This is a genomic window from Herbaspirillum huttiense, from assembly GCF_047300815.1.
In the GTDB taxonomy this organism is placed as follows: domain Bacteria; phylum Pseudomonadota; class Gammaproteobacteria; order Burkholderiales; family Burkholderiaceae_D; genus Herbaspirillum; species Herbaspirillum huttiense_A.
Genome location: NZ_CP178608.1, coordinates 4,537,947 through 4,556,381, shown reverse-complemented (window position 1 = coordinate 4,556,381; position 18,435 = coordinate 4,537,947). Strand labels below are relative to the sequence as shown.

The window sequence follows — 18,435 nt, the reverse complement described above, 5'->3', positions numbered from 1 at the left end:
CGATGCGCTAGCCGATGAACACGGCCGGACCGACACCGAAGCGCTCGGCCAGTGCCTTGACCTGGCGCAGATTCAAATCGCGCTTGCCGCGCAGGATCTCGGAGACCACGCCTTGTGAGCCGATCTCCGGGAGGTCCGATTGCGTCAGCTGATGCTGCTCCATCAGGAATTGCAGGACCTCTATCGGAGAAACCTGCTGCAGCGGGAAGTGCTTGTCATCGTATTCGGCAATGAGGCTGCCGAGCGTGTCGACCAGGTCGGCCAGCGGATGCCGTTCATCGCTGGCACCGGCGTCGAGCAATTGATTCAGCGTGGCGACTGCGCGGTCATAGTCGTCGTCGGAGCGAATCGGCCGCAGCGGGATGAGGGACGACAAGGCCGCAAAGTGCGAGGTGATGTCGTCCATCACGTGCTTTTCCATCAAGGCTTCCATTTGTCGTACTCCCTGTGTGTGAAGACTTCCCGGATGTAGAGTTTCTGGCTGCTGAAGCTCACCAGCGTGACGATCCGGAATTTGTTGCCGCCCACATCGAAGATGATGAAGTCGCCCGCCTTGTCGACGGCGTTGAAGGCTTTCTTCAGTTCAGCAAAATGCTCGAAGCTGCGCGACTCGATGATCTTGCGCCACACCTGCAGCGGCGTGGCCGCTTGCGGATGGCGCAAGGCAAAATCGGTCAGGGCTTTGTTGGAAATGACGCGCATGTCTCGCATGATATCTCAATTTGAGATATTTGCAATCCGGCGTTTGAATCGTGGTGTCGGGATGCGGAGAACGTCAGTCCGAACTACCCTTCATGCCCTGCCACTCCGGCGTCAACTGCATGGAAATCCCGAACATGTCGAGCACGCGTCCCAGTGTGTGGTCCACCATCTCTTCCATGGAAGCAGGGCGCTGGTAGAAACCGGGCAGGGGCGGGAAGATCACGCCGCCCATTTCGGTGACGGAGGTCATGTTGCGCAGATGGGCCAGGTTGAACGGGGTCTCGCGCACCATCAGCACCAGCCGGCGGCGTTCCTTGAGCACCACATCCGCTGCACGGGTGATGAGGTTGTCCGAGAGGCCATGCGCCACGGCGGCCAGGGTCTTCATCGAACAGGGCGCCACCACCATGCCGGTGGAGGCGAAGGAGCCGCTGGCGATGCAGGCGCCGACGTCGCGCACGTTGTGCACCACATCGGCCAGCGCTTCCACATCCTTGCGCCGCATGTCCAGTTCCTGGTGCAGGTTGAGTACACCCGCTTCGGAGACCATCAGGTGCGTTTCCACCTGGCCATGCTTGCGCAGATGCTCCAGCAGCCGCACGCCATAGATGGCACCGGTGGCGCCGGTGATCGCAACAATCAGGCGCTGGCGGGGCTGGCTGGAAGAATTGCTCATGGGACAGTCAGGCCAGTAAAACTCAGCCCTTGATCAGGGTCTGCAGTTCGCCGGACTCGTACATCTCGGTCATGATGTCGGAGCCGCCGACGAATTCGCCCTTCACGTACAGCTGGGGAATGGTCGGCCAGTTCGAGTATTCCTTGATGCCCTGGCGCACGTCCGGGCTTTCCAGCACGTTGACGGTCACGATGTTCTCGGCGCCGCTGGCCTTCAGCAACTGGATGGCCTTGCCGGAAAAGCCGCATTGCGGGAACTGTGCAGTGCCCTTCATGAACAGCACCACGGGGTTTTGGGTCACGGTTTCTTTGATCCAGGATTGGACGTCGCTCATGGCTATGCCTTTAAAAATGGGATTGCCCGACATTATAGGGAAAAGCCGGCGGGCGCGTTGAAAACGGGTAAGCCCCGATCGGCCGTCTGACCGGGCAGGAAATTGCATCCCGGAAATGATTTATATCGTATGCAAGTTCTCGTACCGGAGATGAGGGTGACATGAATACATTCAAGCAGGTCCCTGCATCATGTTCAGCGGCGGCTGTGGAAAAGTTGCCGTGCGTAATGATTTATATCTTTTCCACAGGCTGGCGCCAGTTCGGCGGCAAGAAATGAAAAAGGGCGCTTGCGCGCCCCTTCCTCATGAAATTCGGCTGGCTTTCTCAGCAGCCTTGCGGCTGCGAGGCAGCTTGCCGAGGGTGTCCTGGCTTATGCCGCTCCGGCCACCGCATCCTCCGGCGTTTCGTCCGGCAGGCGCTTGGCCATGGAGTGATGCTCCTGCAACTTGTCCTTGTGCTTGATGACCTGGCGATCGAGCTTGTCGATCAGCGTGTCAATGGCAGCGTAGAGGTCGTGTGCGATGCTTTCCGCATGTAGATCCTTCCCCTTGATGTGGACGTTGATTTCCGCTTTTTGGCGCTTTTCCTTTTCTGTGAGTTTATCTACGCTCAGGATCACGCTGACGTCGATCACGTTGTCGAAATGGCGCTTGATACGCGAGAGCTTGCTTTGCACGTATTCCCGGATGGCGGGGGTCAGTTCGAGGTGGTGTCCACTGATGGTCAGATTCATACAAGACTCCTATCGTGAAGTCACTGGAGGTTCGTGCAATCGATCCTGCTGCAGCTGTACCACGGGCACGGTCTTCGTGTCGGATGGCGCGGGCATCAGTGGGATGCTTGCCTGAACACAGCAACGGTACTGCAGAAAAACTGAGGAAAAACTCAGAGGGACTTGCGGAGATTGACCGGCGGAATCTTCAACACTTCGCGGTATTTGGCGACTGTGCGTCGCGCGACCACCATGCCTTGTTCTGCCAGCATATCCGCAATCTTGCTATCGGATAATGGGGTCTGCGGGTTCTCGGCTCCTATCAACTGTTTGATCAGCGCCCGTATCGCGGTGGAGGAAGCTTCACCTCCGGTTTCAGTCGCGACATGGCTACCGAAGAAGTATTTCAACTCAAACATTCCATGCGGAGTGAGCATGTATTTCTGAGTCGTCACGCGAGAGATAGTGCTCTCGTGTAGACCCAGTGTATCAGCAATTTCACGCAGCACAAGGGGGCGCATGGCCACTGCCCCATGTGAAAAGAAGTTTCTTTGACGTTCCACAATAGCCTGCGCGACACGCAAAATTGTATCGAAACGTTGCCGCATGTTCTTGATGAGCCACTTGGCTTCCTGCAACTGCGACGACAGCGAACCCTCGCCCTTGGCTTGCTTCAAGGCACTGGCATACATCGCATTGACGCGCAGCTTGGGCATGACCTCATGGTTGAGCATGACCTGCCAGCCGTTCTTTGTCTGCTTGACAATCACGTCCGGCACCACATAGTCCGAGGCATCGCGCGCGAATTCCGCGCCCGGATGCGGACGGCACTGGCGGATCACGGCCTGGGCCTCACGCAGGTCTTCGTCATCGCAATCCAGGGCCTTCTTGATCTTGTTGAAATCGCGCTGGGCAAACAGCGGCAGGTAATCCTCAACGATCCTCAGCGCCAGCTTGCGCGTCACGAAGGGGATCTTGGGCAGGCGGCGGATCTGCAAGGCCAGGCATTCGCCGGCACTGCGCGCGCCCACACCGGCCGGGTCCAGGCTCTGCAGCAGCTTGAGCGAGATGGACAGCTCTTCCATGTCGATGCCCAACTCTTCGGGCAGGCGCGCGAGGATGTCTTCCAGCGGCTCTTCCAGATAGCCGCTCTCGTCCAACGCATCGGTGAGCAGCTCCAGCAGCGCACGATCGCGCAGGGTACGCGCGGTCACGCGGATCTGTTCCAGCAGGTGTTCGCGCAGGGTCAGTTCGTGGGCTTCCAGTTGCGGACGGGCATCGTCGTCGTCCGGCGACTTGCCGCTGCGTGCGACATCGTCGAAGCTCCAATCCGCATCGCCGGTGACGCCGTTGTCGGGACTGTTGTCCTGGTACTCGAAACTGGAATCGCCATCGGCCGCCGCCGGTGCGGCTTCGCCGCTGCCTTCGCCGGGCGCCTCGGCCACTCCGCTGGAGGGCGAACTGGAGACGGCGCCATCGGCCAGCAGGCGCACCGAATTGTCGAGCGCATCGTCGAGGCGCTCCAGCAGGGGATTGTCGGAGAGGATCTGTTCCAGTTCCTGGTGCAGTTCCAGCGTCGACAGTTGCAGCAGCCTGATCGACTGCTGCAGTTGCGGCGTCAAGGCGAGGTGCTGCGAGGTACGTAACTGGAGCGACTGTTTCATCTGTCTTTCTGGAAGCGGCGTGGCCCGCTGGTTGCACTGCCTGTCGTGGCGTAAAGTAAATTGCCTGCTTACATGCGGAAGTGTTCGCCCAGGTACACGCGGCGCACCGATTCGTTGGCGATGATCTCTTCCGGATTGCCGCTGGCCAGCACCGTGCCCTGGTTGATGATGTAGGCACGGTCGCAGATGCCCAGCGTCTCGCGCACGTTGTGGTCAGTGATGAGCACGCCGATGCCGCGTTCCTTGAGGAAGCGCACGATGCGCTGGATCTCGATCACGGCAATCGGGTCGATACCGGCAAAGGGTTCATCGAGCAGCACGAAGCGCGGATCGGTGGCCAGCGCGCGGGCGATTTCGACACGGCGGCGCTCACCGCCCGAGAGCGACAGCGCCTGGCTTTCGCGCAGCTTTTCGATCTGCAGTTCGTGCAGCAGGTTGTTGAGTCGGCCTTCGATTTCATCGCGCGAGAGCGGCTTGCCGTCTTCCTGGCGCAGTTCCAGCACGGCGCGGATGTTGTCTTCCACCGTCAGCTTGCGGAATACCGAGGCTTCCTGCGGCAGGTAGGACAAGCCCATGGTGGCGCGCTTGTGGATCGGCATGCGCGAAATGGAGGCGCCATCCAGATCGATCTCGCCACCATCGGAGGGCACCAGGCCCACGATCATGTAGAACGAGGTGGTCTTGCCGGCGCCATTGGGGCCGAGCAAGCCGACCACTTCGCCGCTGCGCACTTCCATGGAGACATCGCGCACCACCTGGCGCGCGCCATAACTTTTCTTCAGGCCGCGAACGACCAGCGAGCTGGCTGCCATCGTCACTGGTCCTTTCCGTTGTCGCGACGCGTTGCAGGCTGCGCGGCATTGTTCTTGCCCGACGGCTGGGCCGCAGGGGCGGCCGGTGCAGCGCTGCCGGCCGGCGGCGGATTCTTGGGCTGGATCACGGCCGTGATGCGGCCCGCGCCCGGCTTGCTCTCGCCGCTGGCGGTATTGTTCACGGAGTAGAACTCGGCGCGGCTGTCGTAGGAGATGAATTCACCATTGACTTCATCGGTGATGCGATTGCCGTCCATGCGCTGGATGTGCGCGCGCTGGAACAGCTTGGAGACTTCGGTCTGCTCCGAATATTCGATACGCTCGGCCTGCCCTTCGATCCACAGGTTGGGACCGCCGTCGCGCTTCTGGCGGAAGTTGGCCAGCGCCCCCGGCGCCGCGTACAGCACCGCGTTTTCATAACCGTACTGGTCGGTCGTCAATACCACCCGGCCCGCCTTGATGATGAGCGTGCCGCGCGTCATGACCACGTTGCCGGTGAAGGTCTTCACCTGGCGCACGTCGTCATACACCATCTGGTCTGCCTCGATGTTGGTGGGCTTGGTGGAGTCCGCCTTCTCGGCGTTGGCCACGCCGCACACGGCAGCCAGCATCAGCATGGGCAGAAAGAGTGAGCGTTTCATTGGTTTCCTGTCTGGTCGTTTCTTGGCGTTCTTTTCCCGGTTTCTACCGGTTTATCGTTTCTTCGGGGTCGGCTCATAATAGCCGCGTACATTGCCGAACAGCTGTACCACCTGGGTCGCGTTGTTGGCCACCATGCCCACGCCGTTCAGGCGCGTGGTGCCCATGGTCATGGCCACCGGCTTGTCGGTCTTGACGATTTCATCGTCGGGCAACAGAAGCAAATATTCCGATACCAGGTGCATCTGCTCGCGCCCCTTGTAGGGGGCGCGAATCGCGTTGGCGTTGCCATACATGTGAATCTGGGTCTGGTCGTCGGTCACGCGTGCGGTATCGGAGTAGAGCTGCATGGGCGCCTGGCCTTGATCCAGGTTGTGCACGACCGGCTTGGTGATCTCGAAGGAATCATCCGTAGGGAAGTGCACCATCTTCGTCCCCGAGACGTCATAGCGCGGCAGGCCGGTCGGGCCCATCCTCACGTAGCTGAAGTTTTCCAGGTAATAGTCGGGCTTGCCGCGCGGACGCTGCACCGGCTGCTTGTCGCCCGAGGCGCGCATGGCCTGCATCACCCAGAAACTGCCCAGCGCGGCGCCGATCAGGATCGCCAGGATCACTGCCACGCGGATGCGTTCGGCCTTGCGTGCCCCGCTGCGCCCGCTCATGCCAGGTACGGCGCCAGCGCCGCCTCGTAGTTGCCTTGCGCGGCCAGCACCAGGTCGCAGATTTCACGCACGGCGCCATTGCCGCCGGTGGCCTGGGTCACGTAGTCACTGCGCGCTTTCACTTCACGGTGGCCATTGGCCACGCAGGCCTTGAATGCCACGCGGGTCAGCACCGGCAGGTCGATGATGTCGTCGCCCAGGTAGCCGCAATCCTGCGGCCCCAGTTGCACCTGCTGCAGCAATTGCTCGAAGGCCTGGCGCTTGTCGTGGATACCCTGGAAGACGTGGGCGATGCTTAGGTCGCGCGCGCGGCGCAGCACGTAGGGCGACTGGCGCGCGGTGATGATGGCGGCGGCCGTGCCGTACTGCTGCATCATCTTGATGCCGTGGCCATCGAGGGCGTTGAAGCGCTTGAAGGCTTCTCCCTCATCGCCGTAGAACAGGCCGCCATCGGTGAGCACGCCGTCCACGTCGAAGATCATGAGGCGGATCGACGCCGCCTTGGCGAGAGCGGCTGCGGGCAGGGAGCTGGCGAAGGCTGGCGCGTTCATCAGATCACCTTGGCGCGAGTGAGATCGTGGATGTGCAGCGCGCCCGTGAGCACGCCGGCGGCATCGGTGACCAGCAACTGGTTGATGCGGAATTGTTCCATCAATTGCACCGCATCCACGGCCAGCTGGTCCTGATTGACGGTCTGCGGATTGGCATGCATCACATCTGCAATACAAAACTTGGCGAAATCCTGCCCACGCTCCAGCAGGCGGCGCAAGTCGCCATCGGTAAAGACGCCGACCGGACGGAATTGCTCATCCACCACGGCGGTCATGGCCATGCCCTTGCGGGTGATTTCCATCAGCGCGGCCGACAGTGACACATCCGGACGTACGGCGGGAATGGCTTCTCCGCTGCGCATGACGTCGCGCACGTGGGTCAGCAGGCGGCGGCCCAGGGCGCCGCCCGGGTGCGAGCGGGCGAAATCTTCTTCGACGAAACCGCGCGCATCCAGCAGCGACACCGCCAGCGCATCTCCCATGGCCAGCGCGGCCGTGGTGCTGGCCGTGGGGGCCAGGTTGAGGGTGCAGGCTTCCTGCGCCACGCCCACGTTGAGGTGGACGGCGGCAAGCTGCGCCAGGCTGGACTGGTCATTGCCGGTCATGGCAATGATCACCGCGCCCATGCGCTTGATGATGGGGACGATGGCCAGCAGCTCGGCCGTTTCACCGGAATTGGAAATGGCGATGAAGACATCGCGCGCCGTCACCATGCCCAGGTCGCCGTGCGCGGCTTCGGCCGGATGCATGAACAGCGCCGGCGTGCCGGTCGAGGCCAGGGTGGCGGCCATCTTGCGGCCAATGTGGCCGGACTTGCCGATCCCGGAAACTACCGCCCGCCCCTCGCACTGCAGCAGGACCTCTACGGCCTGGGCCAGGGGTTCGGCGCTGTCATCGCGCAGGCGGCCTTTCAGGGCCAGGATGGCATCGGCTTCGATCTGCAGGGTCTGGCGTGCCAGGTCGATGGCACGGCGGGCAGCCCCGGCCGAAAAAGATGCAGGCGTAGTTTTGTCATCGGTTACACTCATAACCGAAGTATAAACGAATTAGCAAAGCAAAAAACTTGCCAGATGTAAGGGAATGCAGTCGGATTTGATGTGAAGTGCAGCCCTGCGTCGCGCCGCAGCACGCTGCCACGGGGAGTTCCGGCCTGGACCGGGATCGGGCACGGTATCGCAAGGGAGTGAAAAAGCGCCCCTTCCTGGTGAATGACTCTGCTGTTGCGGCGCCACACGTATGAATTCTACGGCTATTCCGCCCATTGCTGCTCCAAGCTTTCCTTCACACTGCACGCTGGCAAAATGAATTGCCTTTCGCTGGTGCGTTGCCAATTCATTCACATCGAACCCCGCCGCACCCGGCGGCTTTTGACAAGAAACCCCAACAGCAATGTTTTCCGGACTGGAACTGACCCTTTTCCTTCTGGCTGCCGCAGTCCTCGGCGTGGTCGCCTTCCGCATGATGCAGTTGCCGCCCATGCTGGGCTACCTGGTGGTGGGCATCATCATCGGCCCGCACGGCCTGGCCTTTGCCGAAGACAACGAAACCACCCATGCGCTGGCCGAATTCGGCGTGGTGTTCCTGATGTTTTCCATCGGGCTGGAATTTTCGCTCTCCAAGCTTTCGGCCATGCGCCATATCGTCTTCGGCCTGGGCGTGGCGCAGGTGGCCGCCACCATTGCCACCACCATGCTGGTGGCCTGGGGCGCAGCCATGGTGCTGCCGCAGTTCGTCAACGTGACCTGGCAGGCTGCCTTTGCGCTGGGCGGGGCGCTCACCATGTCCTCCACGGCCATCGTCTCCAAGCTGCTCACCGAACGGCTGGAGCTGGAAACCGAACACGGCCGCCGCATCCTCGGCGTGCTGCTGTTCCAGGACCTGGCGCTGGTGCCGCTGCTGATCGTGGTACCGGCGCTGGCCAACCCCTCCGGCAACATCATGGTCACGCTGGGATGGGCGGTGGGCAAGGCGCTGGTGGTACTGGCCCTGCTGCTGTTCTTCGGCAGCAAGCTCATGCGCGGCTGGTTCCGCATCGTGGTCAAGCGGCGTTCGCAGGAACTGTTCATGCTGAACCTGCTGCTCATCACCCTGGGCGCAGCCTGGATCACCGAGAAGGCCGGCCTGTCGCTGGCGCTGGGGGCCTTCATCGCCGGCATGCTCATTTCCGAGACCGAGTTCAAGCACCAGGTGGAAGAAGACATCAAGTCCTTCCGCGATGTGCTGCTGGGCCTGTTCTTCATCACCATCGGCATGCTGCTCAACGTGCGCACGCTGGTGGATCACTGGTTCCTGGTGCTGCTCCTGCTGACCGGGCCGGTGCTGTTGAAGTTTGCCCTCATCGCCGGACTGGCGCGCCTGTTCGGCTCCACCACCGGCGTGGCCCTGCGCGTGGGCCTGGGCCTGGCGCAGGCTGGGGAATTCGGTTTCGTGCTGCTGAGCCAGGCCGGTGGCCTCAAGCTGGTCGATCCCATGCTGATCCAGGTGATCCTGGCCGCGATGGTGCTGTCGATGCTGGCCACGCCCTTCATCCTGGCCAAGTCCGATGCCATCGTCATGAAGCTTTCTGCCAATGAATGGATGCTGCAGTCGCTGGCCCTGACCCAGCTGGCCACCCGCACCATGGGTGTGCAGAAGCACGTGATCATCGCCGGCTTCGGCCGCAGCGGCCAGAGCCTGGCGCGTCTGCTGGAAGAGGAGGGCATCGCCTATCACGCCCTGGAGATGGATCCGGAACTGGTGCAGGACGCCCGCAATGGGGGCGCCAGCGTGTCTTACGGCGATGCGGCGCGGCGCGAGAGCCTGGTGGCCGCCGGCATCCACCGCGCTGCGGCCCTGGTGGTGACCTATGCCAGCACGCCGTCGGCCCTGAAGGTCTTGCACCACGCCCACGAACTGGAACCCGAACTGCCCGTCATCGTGCGCAGCCACGATGATGCCGACCTGGAAAAACTGCTGGCCGCCGGCGCCACCGAGGTCGTCCCGGAAGCCCTGGAAGGCAGCCTCATGCTGGCCTCGCACGCGCTGGTGATGCTGGGCGTGCCGCTGCGCCGGGTGGTGCACCGCGTGCAGGAGGCGCGCGATGAACGTTACGCGTCGCTGCGCGGCTATTTCCACGGCATGTCGGACGCCGAAGCCGATGGCGTGGGCATGAACGTGCGCCTGCAATCGGTGACCCTCATCGGCGGCGCCAGCGCGGTCGGCCATACCCTGGCCGAGATCGACCTGCCGGCACAGTGCGGTGCCGAAGTGGCCATGTTGCGGCGCGGCAAGCAACGTCTGGAATCGGCCCAGGATACCCTGCTGATGACGGGCGACATCGTGGTGCTGCGCGGAAGTTCAGAGAGCATCTTGCGCGCCGAAAAACGCCTGCTCAGCAAGTAGGCGCAACGGGCCGCTGGCAGCCGATGCGCAGCGGCTCGTGAAGCAAACTTCAGCACGTCTGCTCATCATCCCAGCTCCCGCAAAAATAAATGTTCACTTCTCGCATCCCGGACCTGTTCCCCTGGTACGGGAAATGCTAGTGTTTCCGGGTGGCAGTGGCGCGGCCTTATCGGCGCCCGCTGGACGCATCAGGACTACGGGTCCACACAATGAATCCGTTGTAGAGAAAACAAAAGTGAAGTCCGGGAGGAACATGTTCAGCAAATTAACCATCAGGGCACGCCTGATTTTCGTCATCGGATTTTTGGCGCTGCTGCTGGTCGCCTCAGGTGTCCTGGGCCTGGTGGGCCTGCGTTCGACCAATGCGCAGATGCGCTCGCTCTATGAAGACCGCCTGGTCGCCTTCTCCCAGCTCGAACGCATGTCAGCCGCGCTGGATGCGGCGCGCAATGGCATCTCCACCTCCATCGTGGGCGACTCCGGCGACATCGACGCCAACCTGGAGCGCATCGAAAAAGCCATCAAGGCCAACGATGCCGTGGTCAAGCAGTACCAGGAAACCCAGCTCACCAGTGAGGAGCGCACCCTGCTGGACAAGCTCATCCCGCAGCGCCAGAAGTTCGTCACCGAAGGCATCAAGCCGGCGGCCGAAGCCTTGCGCAACCGTGACTTCCAGGGGGCCATCGAACTGTATGGCGGCGTCATGCTCAAGCTCTACGCCGATGCCCATGCCACGCTGGCCCAGCTGATGGACTTGCAGCGCAATGTCGGCCGCGAGCTGCACGAGCAGGCGCAGCAGCGCTACCAGACCTTGCTGGTGGTGATGGGCGTGGCCATGGCCGCCGGCCTGTTCGTGGCGCTGCTGATGGGCGTGCTGCTGGTGCGGGCGATTTCGCGTCCGCTGCAGCGGGCGGTCACGGTGGCGCAGGCCGTGGCTGCGGGTGACCTCACTCAGCAAATCGACGTGCACAGCCAGGATGAAACCGGCCAGCTGATGCAGGCACTGCGGCAGATGAATGAAAACCTGCAGGGCATCGTCGGCCAGGTGCGCCTGAGCACGGACACCATTGCCACCGCCTCCAGCGAGATCGCCCATGGCAACCTCGATCTCTCCTCCCGCACCGAACAGCAAGCCGGGGCGCTCGAAGAAACCGCCTCCGCCATGGAACAGCTGACCTCCACCGTGCGCCACAATGCCGACAGCGCGCAGCAGGCCAAGGAGCTGGCGCAATCTGCCTCCGAAGTGGCGGTGCGCGGAGGCGACGTGGTGCGGCAGGTGGTCGACACCATGAGTTCCATCAACCAGTCTTCCAGCAAGATCGTCGACATCATCAGCGTGATCGACGGCATCGCCTTCCAGACCAACATCCTGGCCCTGAATGCCGCCGTGGAAGCGGCGCGCGCCGGGGAGCAGGGGCGCGGGTTTGCGGTGGTGGCCTCCGAGGTGCGTTCATTGGCCCAGCGTTCTGCGGCAGCGGCCAAGGAGATCAAGGTCTTGATCGATGATTCGGTCGCCCGCGTGGGAACCGGCAGTGCCCTGGTGGCGCAAGCCGGACAAACCATCGATGAAGTGGTCAGGAGCGTGCAGCGCGTGAGCGAAGTGGTGACCGACATCAGTGCGGCCGGGCAGGAACAGAGCCAGGGCATCGAGGAAGTCAACAACGCCATCACGCAGATGGATGAAACCACGCAGCAGAACGCCGCCTTGGTGGAGCAGGCCGCGGCGGCTGCGCAGTCCATGCAGGAGCAGGCGGCGCGCCTGTCGGAAGCGGTCAGCGTGTTCCGCGTGGGTGGCGGCAGTGTGGCCGGGATTCCTGTCGCACAGGCCATGGCCGCACCGGCGGCGCCTTCCTTGCCGGGCAAGGGCAGCCTGCTGCTGCGCTGATCCTGCCGACCTGTCCGCGACGGCTTGGCTGCAGCGGACAGTTCACCGGAACAGTCGCCCGACTGTTCCGGCCCGGTGACTTGAACCTTACCGGTACACCGCTAATTGATCGACCAGTACGGTCGGCTCAACTGTCCAGGGCCACATCTTCCGACGCCGCCGAACGCGTGCCCGGCAAGGGCGGGTTGCTTTTGCCGTGATAGGCGAACACGGCCGAGCACTTCACCCGGTCACTATCGTTACGGCCGGCGGCATGGAACAGGCCGCTATGGAACAGCACCACATCGCCCGGCGCCAGCGACAGCGCCATGCCCTGCTCGAACAGGGCCTGGTTGGCGGGCACGTCCGGACGCAGGAAATCGAGTTCATCCATCTGCTGCGGCTGCAGCTTGAGCTTGTGCGAACCGGGGATGAACTTGAGGGCGCCGTTTTCCGGGGTTTCCGCGCCCAGCGCCAGCCACACCGAAATCAGGTCATTGCGCGGGAAGGACCAGTAGCGGATGTCGCGGTGCCAGCCGGTGGCTGTGCCAAAGGCCGGATGCTTGGTCATGATGCAGTTGTGATGGGCCAGCGTAAGGCAGACCGGTTCTTCGAACAGCTGATGCAGCATGGCCACCAGTTGCGCATCGGCCGCCCATTCGCGATACACCGGATCGCGCTGCCAGGCCGCACGCAGGCGCCGCGCGGTGCGGCCGCCCTCGGCCTCCAGCGAAGCGGGGGCGCCTTCGTAGCCGACCTCGGCTTCGTATTCCAGGGGCGCGACCGCGCGTTGCAGGTGATCTTGCGTGACGGCGAGCAGGCGTTCGCGCAGGGACTCAGGGACCATGCCCTGGAGCAGGAGATAGCCCTGTTCGCGGAAGAAAGCGACCTGGGCGGGGGACAGCGGGTTCGACATGATGGACTTTCGGGGTTGCACGGCAGCCCGTCCATGGCGGACGGGCAAGCCTTCATTGTGCGCCGGATGGCGGCCAGGTGCATGACTGTATGCCATGGCCGGCGCAGCGCAAGATACAGATGGGCAGCAATTCTGTATCGTTTGCGCGCGCGCAAGTCCGGACTTATTTTTCTTGCTTCGTCTTCTTCTTCAGCAGCGGACCCAGGTACTTGCCGGTGACGCTGGCCGGATTCTTGGCCACGTCCTCGGGCGTACCGGCCGCCACGATGCGGCCACCGCCGGCACCGCCTTCGGGACCAAGGTCGATGATCCAGTCGGCGGTCTTGATGACGTCCAGGTTGTGCTCGATGATGGTCACCGTATTGCCCTGGTCGCGCAGGCGATGGATCACTTTCAACAGCAGGTCGATATCGTGGAAGTGCAGGCCGGTGGTGGGTTCATCCAGGATGTAGAGGGTGCGGCCGGTATCGCGCTTGGACAATTCCAGCGACAGCTTCACGCGCTGCGCCTCGCCACCCGAGAGGGTGGTGGCGCTCTGGCCCAGCTTGATGTAGCCCAGGCCCACATCGAGCAGGGTCTGCAGCTTGCGCGCGATCAGCGGCACGGGTTTGAAGAACTCGTGCGCGTCTTCCACCGTCATGTCCAGGATCTCGGTGATGTTCTTGCCCTTGTACTGCACTTCCAGCGTTTCGCGGTTGTAGCGCTTGCCGTGGCAGACATCGCAGGGCACATACACGTCCGGCAGGAAGTGCATTTCCACCTTGATGACGCCATCGCCCTGGCAGGCTTCGCAGCGGCCGCCCTTGACGTTGAAGGAGAAACGTCCGGCGCTGTAGCCGCGTTCCTTGGCCATGGGCACGGTGGCGAACAGGTCGCGGATCGGAGTGAACAGGCCGGTGTAGGTGGCCGGGTTGGAGCGCGGCGTGCGGCCGATCGGGGCTTGGTCCACGGCAATCACCTTGTCGAAGTGTTCCAGTCCGCCGATGGCTTCGTGCTCGGCCGGTTCGGTTTGCGAACCGTACAGGTGGCGTGCCGCCGACAGGTACAGCGTGTCGTTGACCAGGGTCGACTTGCCCGATCCGGAAACACCGGTCACGCAGGTCAGCAGGCCCACCGGCAGTTCCAGGTCCACATTCTTGAGGTTGTTGCCGGTAGCGCCCGTGATGGTCAGCATGCGCGATTCATCGCAGGGCGTGCGCTTCTTGGGCACGGCGATTTCCAGCGAGCCGTTCAGGTACTTGGCGGTCAGCGACTTCTTGTTCTTGAGGATGTCCGGCAGCGAACCATGGGCGATCACGTCGCCGCCATGCACGCCCGCGCCGATGCCCATGTCGACCACGTAGTCGGCGGTGCGGATGGCGTCTTCGTCGTGTTCCACCACCAGCACGGTATTGCCGATGTCGCGCAGGTGCTTCAAGGTATCGATGAGGCGGTCGTTGTCGCGCTGGTGCAGGCCGATGGAGGGTTCATCCAGCACATACATCACGCCGGTCAGTCCCGAGCCGATCTGCGAAGCCAGGCGGATGCGCTGGGCTTCACCGCCCGAGAGCGTATCGGCGCTGCGTTCCAGCGAGAGATAGTCCAGGCCGACGTTGTTGAGGAAGGTCAGGCGCGAGACGATTTCCTTGATGATGCGGTCGGCGATTTCCTTCTTGGCACCGGTCAGCTTCAGGGTCTCGAAGAAGGACAGGGTCTCGCGCAGCGGCGTGGCAGCGACTTCGTAGATGGCACGCTGCTGCTTGCCGCTGCCCACCTTCACATAGCGCGCTTCCACCCGCAGGCGGGCGCCGTGGCAGGACGGGCATTGCTTCTCGTTGATGAACTTGGCCAGTTCTTCCTTGACCGCCATCGAATCGGTTTCGCGATAGCGGCGCTGCAGGTTGTTGACCACGCCTTCGAAGGTATGCTCCTTGACCACCGTGCGGCCACGCTCGTTGACGTAGGCGAACGGAATGGTCTGGCGGCCCGAACCGTAGAGCACCGCTTGCTGGGCCTTGTCGTCGAGCTGCTCGAAGGGCACATCGAGGTCGAAGCCGTAGTAGGCGGCGATGCTGGTCAACATCTGGAAGTAGAACTGGTTGCGGCGATCCCAGCCCTTGATCGCGCCCGAGGCCAGCGACAAATTGGGGAAAGCCACGATGCGCTTGGGATCGAAGAATTCGATATGGCCCAGGCCATCGCACTCGGGGCAGGCGCCCATCGGGTTGTTGAAGGAGAACAGGCGCGGCTCCAGCTCCTGCAGCGAATAGCCGCAGATGGGGCAGGCGAACTTGTTGGAATACAGGTGTTCCTTGCCGCTGTCCATTTCCAGCGCAATGGCGCGGCCATCGGCCAGGCGCAGCGCGGTCTCGAAGCTTTCGGCCAGGCGTTGCTTGATCTCCGCCTTGACCTTGACGCGGTCGATGACCACGTCAATGGTGTGCTTCTCGGTCTTCTTCAGCTTGGGCAGGTCATCGACCTCGTAGACCTTGGCCGACCCGGTGCCGCTCTGGATGCGGAAGCGCACGAAGCCCTGGGCCTGCATCTCCTCGAACAGGTCGGCGTGTTCGCCCTTGCGGTTGGCCACCACGGGGGCCATGATCATCAGCTTGGTGTCTTCCGGCAGCGCCAGCACGGCATCGACCATCTGCGAGACCGATTGCGCCTCCAGCGGATGTTCGGGATGGTCCGGGCAATAGGGCGTGCCGACGCGGGCGTACAGCAGGCGCAGGTAGTCGTGGATCTCGGTGACGGTGCCGACGGTGGAACGCGGGTTGTGCGACGTGGCCTTCTGCTCGATCGAGATGGCCGGGGACAGGCCCTCGATCATGTCGACATCAGGCTTTTCCATCAGCTGCAGGAACTGGCGCGCGTAGGCCGAGAGCGACTCGACGTAGCGGCGCTGGCCTTCGGCATACAAGGTATCGAAGGCCAGCGACGACTTGCCCGAACCGGACAGGCCAGTGATGACGATGAGCTTGTTGCGGGGGAGGTCTAGGTTGATATTCTTGAGATTGTGCGTACGTGCGCCGCGAATGCGAATTTCTTCCATGGATGCCTTCAGCTAGGGGTTGCCTGCCCCCGCGTGCGATCAGCCGATGAGCGATCACGCATTGTGCGGAGCAGCGATGGGGACAACATGTAACTATAACAGGACTGCGAATGGCCGGCAGGCTGGGCTGCAGCGGCAGATCACCCATGTGGGCATGCCTGCGGGAATTGAAAGCGCGACAGTGGAAAAAGCGCTGTCGCTGCAGCGCAAATGCCGCAGGAAATCGTCCGGACAGGCATCCTGAAGTGAAGTTTCTGGCGTAAATAGGCAAGAAAAAGCCGGCCCGGGGGCCGGCATGGATTTTCTTGATGGCCTGGCAATACGATTTCAGCGGGCGCGCTGGTAGACCTTGAACAATTGTCCCTGATCGCCATCGCGGCGGCCCTCCCAGAACAGGGTCCAGTGGCCGTGCGCACGCCGGGTGGCTTCGGGCATTTCCTGGATCAGCCAGCGGCAATGGGTACGGGCGCGGCCCGCCACGGGCTGGTGCAGGATCCCGGTGTAGTAGAACAGCATCGGTGCCTCCGACTCCCCGAGTGCCTGGCTGGCCATGCAATCGCCCTCTTGCCAGAGCGGCCCGATCTGGGCCTTGAGGTCGGTGTAGACATATTCATAGCTCTTGCCGTAGTCGGCCCAGGGCATGAGCAGGGTGAAGGCCAGTCCCCACATCAGGGTCATCCCGCCGAACCAGGAGAAGGCGCCGCGCCATTGGCCCGCGCGGCGCAGCAGGCCCAGCGAGGAAATCCACAGCACGCTCATGGCGCCGGCCGCCAGCACGGCCAGCGGATAGATGGGCGTGACGAAGTCCAGCGGCAGCCACTTGCCCATGAAGCCGATGGCCTGGTGCTGGTCGGCCGGGCCGGTGGAGATGAGGTAGACCGCCCAGATGCCCACTGCCAGGGCGCCGAAGACCAGGCGCGAGCACCAGTCCCACACCAGGCTGACCCGCTGCGGCAGGCGCGGCAGGGCACGCGCGCCCAGCATGGCCAGCGGCAGCAGTACCGGCAGCAGGTAGAGCTGGCGTGCGGTGGCCGAGCTTTGCAGCACGGCCAGGCTGATGGTGCCGAAGGCCAGCGGCAGGGCCACGCGCGCGGTATTGGCCTGGCGCCAGTGGCCGGCGCTCAGCGCCAGCACCGCCAGCAGCGAAACGGGCAGGGCGAAGCCGGCCAAGGCGCGCAGGATCACGGTATGGTCGTTGTCCGACCCCAGTTTCTGGACCGAGAAGCCGAAGAAGCGGCCGACGTTGTTATCCCAGAACCATTCCATGAACAGCGGCATGGAATGCTGGGCCAGCAGCGCGGGCCAGATCACGAAAAAGGGGAGGGAGACCAGCACGGCCGCACCCACCATCTTCCAGTAGGAGCGCGAGCGGCAGGCCGGGACCAGCATGCTCACGGCCAGGGAGGTGGCGGCGAAGGTCAGCGGCACGAACAGCCCCTTGCTCATGAGCGTGATGCCCACACCCAGCCCGAACCAGAAGGCCGCTTTCCGGGAGGGGGTACGCTGCTCCTCGTTCAAGGCGATGAGCAGCAGGCCGTAGGTTGCCATGGCACCGCCGGCCACCAGGGCCACGTCGGTGAACATGTCGTGGGCGTGCTTGACCATGCCGGGCGACCCGGCAAACAGCGCCAGGGTAGCCAGTACCGGCAGGCTCATGAGGCTGTGCTGCTGCCACAGGAGCTTGGCGATCCGGGCCACGAAGACCAGCGTCACCAGGTTGTAGAACACCGTGGCCAGGCGTGCGCCATCGTGATAGGGCAAGAGCGGGTGAAACAGCTTGGCCGTGAGCACAGCGGTCCAGTAGTACAGCGGCGGCTTTTCCATGAAGGGCTGGCCGGCATTGGTCGGCACCAGGTATTGGCCCGACACCAGCATGTGATGGATCATGCCGAAGGAATAGGTTTCGTCCTGCTTCCACGGACCATGGCCGAAGATGCCGGGCAGCAGCCATGCCGCCCCCGCCAGGACCAGCAACAGCCAGGCCAGGCGCGGGGGCAGCGCGCGCATGCCCGGGGTCGCCACCGGGCGCGCAGGAATGAGGGTGCTCGTCTTGCCTTCAGAGAGCGAATCGAACAGGAACATGCTGGATAAACGGATGCAGGCAGCCCGCGCTGCCCGCGCAACAAACAAAAAACTGAAAACCGGGAAGGCAGGCAATGCGCTCATCGGCGGCCGGCACCATGAGTGCAGTGCTGCAGGCCAGCTTCTTCGCCATCCTCTGCGTCCTGGTTTTCTCCCCCCCTGACGCGTGATTGCCTTATTTTTCTTGGCGAGATTATTGCCTCACGGAATTCTTCCTTGGACGGAAGCTGGGCGGCTGTTATAGACACTGCAGAAAAAATGAGCAATGCAATATTTTGGCACAATGTGTGCTCAACATGACAACTTTGTCAGGAATGTTGTAAAGAATCGCGTCATTCCTGCCACGCTGGCGCCGGGCCAACAGCTCCAGGTAGTTGATGCAGGACAGGGAAGTGCATCAATCCCGCA

General features: G+C 62.8%; 17 protein-coding genes. 2 read left to right on the top strand and 15 right to left on the bottom strand.

All coding sequences use genetic code 11. From position 1 onward, the window contains the following. Positions 1-7: 7 nt before the first annotated feature. From ACLRDN_RS20830 to ACLRDN_RS20780, 11 genes are all read right to left on the bottom strand, one after another. Positions 8-433 carry a helix-turn-helix domain-containing protein gene (locus tag ACLRDN_RS20830; protein WP_209535180.1) on the bottom strand — a complete coding sequence of 142 codons (426 nt, stop codon included), beginning with the start codon at positions 431-433 and terminating at the stop codon, positions 8-10. Next, positions 421-711, bottom strand: coding sequence for a type II toxin-antitoxin system HigB family toxin (locus tag ACLRDN_RS20825; protein WP_329801841.1), 291 nt, complete (start codon positions 709-711; stop codon positions 421-423). Before ACLRDN_RS20825 ends, ACLRDN_RS20830 begins: the two co-directional genes overlap by 13 nt. Positions 712-775: 64 nt before the next feature. Next, positions 776-1,378, bottom strand: a complete 603-nt coding sequence (locus tag ACLRDN_RS20820) for a UbiX family flavin prenyltransferase (protein ID WP_413457831.1) — start codon at positions 1,376-1,378, stop codon at positions 776-778. A 22-nt stretch (positions 1,379-1,400) separates the two neighbouring features. Next, a complete protein-coding gene (gene grxD / locus ACLRDN_RS20815) occupies positions 1,401-1,712 on the bottom strand; it encodes a Grx4 family monothiol glutaredoxin (RefSeq protein ID WP_039784040.1) in 312 nt (103 codons plus the stop codon). 371 nt (positions 1,713-2,083) lie between these two features. Then, complete coding sequence (gene hpf, locus ACLRDN_RS20810) at positions 2,084-2,446, bottom strand: ribosome hibernation-promoting factor, HPF/YfiA family (RefSeq protein ID WP_034331451.1); 363 nt, start codon at positions 2,444-2,446, stop codon at positions 2,084-2,086. A gap of 152 nt (positions 2,447-2,598) precedes the next feature. Further along, a complete protein-coding gene (locus tag ACLRDN_RS20805; protein ID WP_413457830.1) occupies positions 2,599-4,089 on the bottom strand; it encodes an RNA polymerase factor sigma-54 in 1,491 nt (496 codons plus the stop codon). 68 nt (positions 4,090-4,157) lie between these two features. After that, positions 4,158-4,901, bottom strand: coding sequence for an LPS export ABC transporter ATP-binding protein (gene lptB / locus ACLRDN_RS20800; RefSeq protein ID WP_413457829.1), 744 nt, complete (start codon positions 4,899-4,901; stop codon positions 4,158-4,160). Positions 4,902-4,903: 2 nt separating this feature from the next. After that, positions 4,904-5,542, bottom strand: coding sequence for a lipopolysaccharide transport periplasmic protein LptA (lptA, locus tag ACLRDN_RS20795; protein ID WP_413457828.1), 639 nt, complete (start codon positions 5,540-5,542; stop codon positions 4,904-4,906). A 51-nt stretch (positions 5,543-5,593) separates the two neighbouring features. Continuing rightward, positions 5,594-6,202 carry an LPS export ABC transporter periplasmic protein LptC gene (gene lptC / locus ACLRDN_RS20790; RefSeq protein WP_413457827.1) on the bottom strand — a complete coding sequence of 203 codons (609 nt, stop codon included), beginning with the start codon at positions 6,200-6,202 and terminating at the stop codon, positions 5,594-5,596. Continuing rightward, a complete protein-coding gene (locus ACLRDN_RS20785; protein ID WP_413457826.1) occupies positions 6,199-6,753 on the bottom strand; it encodes a KdsC family phosphatase in 555 nt (184 codons plus the stop codon). The genes lptC and ACLRDN_RS20785 overlap by 4 nt, the downstream gene beginning before the upstream one ends. Then, entirely contained in the window at positions 6,753-7,781 is a 1,029-nt protein-coding gene (locus ACLRDN_RS20780; RefSeq protein ID WP_413457825.1) for a KpsF/GutQ family sugar-phosphate isomerase, read from the bottom strand. Before ACLRDN_RS20780 ends, ACLRDN_RS20785 begins: the two co-directional genes overlap by 1 nt. A 361-nt stretch (positions 7,782-8,142) precedes the next feature. Here ACLRDN_RS20780 and ACLRDN_RS20775 point away from each other — a divergent pair, with 361 nt between their 5' ends. After that, on the top strand, positions 8,143-10,134 hold the full coding sequence (locus tag ACLRDN_RS20775; protein ID WP_413457824.1) for a cation:proton antiporter: 1,992 nt from the start codon (positions 8,143-8,145) through the stop codon (positions 10,132-10,134). 253 nt (positions 10,135-10,387) lie between these two features. Further along, on the top strand, positions 10,388-12,019 hold the full coding sequence (locus ACLRDN_RS20770) for a methyl-accepting chemotaxis protein (RefSeq protein WP_413457823.1): 1,632 nt from the start codon (positions 10,388-10,390) through the stop codon (positions 12,017-12,019). Between the two features lie 127 nt (positions 12,020-12,146). On the opposite strand, the gene ACLRDN_RS20765 is transcribed toward ACLRDN_RS20770, so the two are convergent. The 4 genes from ACLRDN_RS20765 to ACLRDN_RS20750 all read right to left on the bottom strand — a co-directional run bounded on the left by ACLRDN_RS20765 (position 12,147) and on the right by ACLRDN_RS20750 (position 18,160). After that, positions 12,147-12,914 carry a phytanoyl-CoA dioxygenase family protein gene (locus ACLRDN_RS20765; protein WP_413457822.1) on the bottom strand — a complete coding sequence of 256 codons (768 nt, stop codon included), beginning with the start codon at positions 12,912-12,914 and terminating at the stop codon, positions 12,147-12,149. A 163-nt stretch (positions 12,915-13,077) separates the two neighbouring features. Next, positions 13,078-15,945: an excinuclease ABC subunit UvrA gene (gene uvrA / locus ACLRDN_RS20760; protein WP_209535167.1), complete on the bottom strand. Its 2,868-nt coding sequence runs from the start codon at positions 15,943-15,945 to the stop codon at positions 13,078-13,080. A 327-nt stretch (positions 15,946-16,272) separates the two neighbouring features. Beyond that, positions 16,273-18,027 carry an ArnT family glycosyltransferase gene (locus ACLRDN_RS20755; RefSeq protein ID WP_413457821.1) on the bottom strand — a complete coding sequence of 585 codons (1,755 nt, stop codon included), beginning with the start codon at positions 18,025-18,027 and terminating at the stop codon, positions 16,273-16,275. Next, positions 18,002-18,160: a hypothetical protein gene (locus ACLRDN_RS20750; RefSeq protein ID WP_413457820.1), complete on the bottom strand. Its 159-nt coding sequence runs from the start codon at positions 18,158-18,160 to the stop codon at positions 18,002-18,004. Before ACLRDN_RS20750 ends, ACLRDN_RS20755 begins: the two co-directional genes overlap by 26 nt. Between the last annotated feature and the right edge of the window lie 275 nt (positions 18,161-18,435).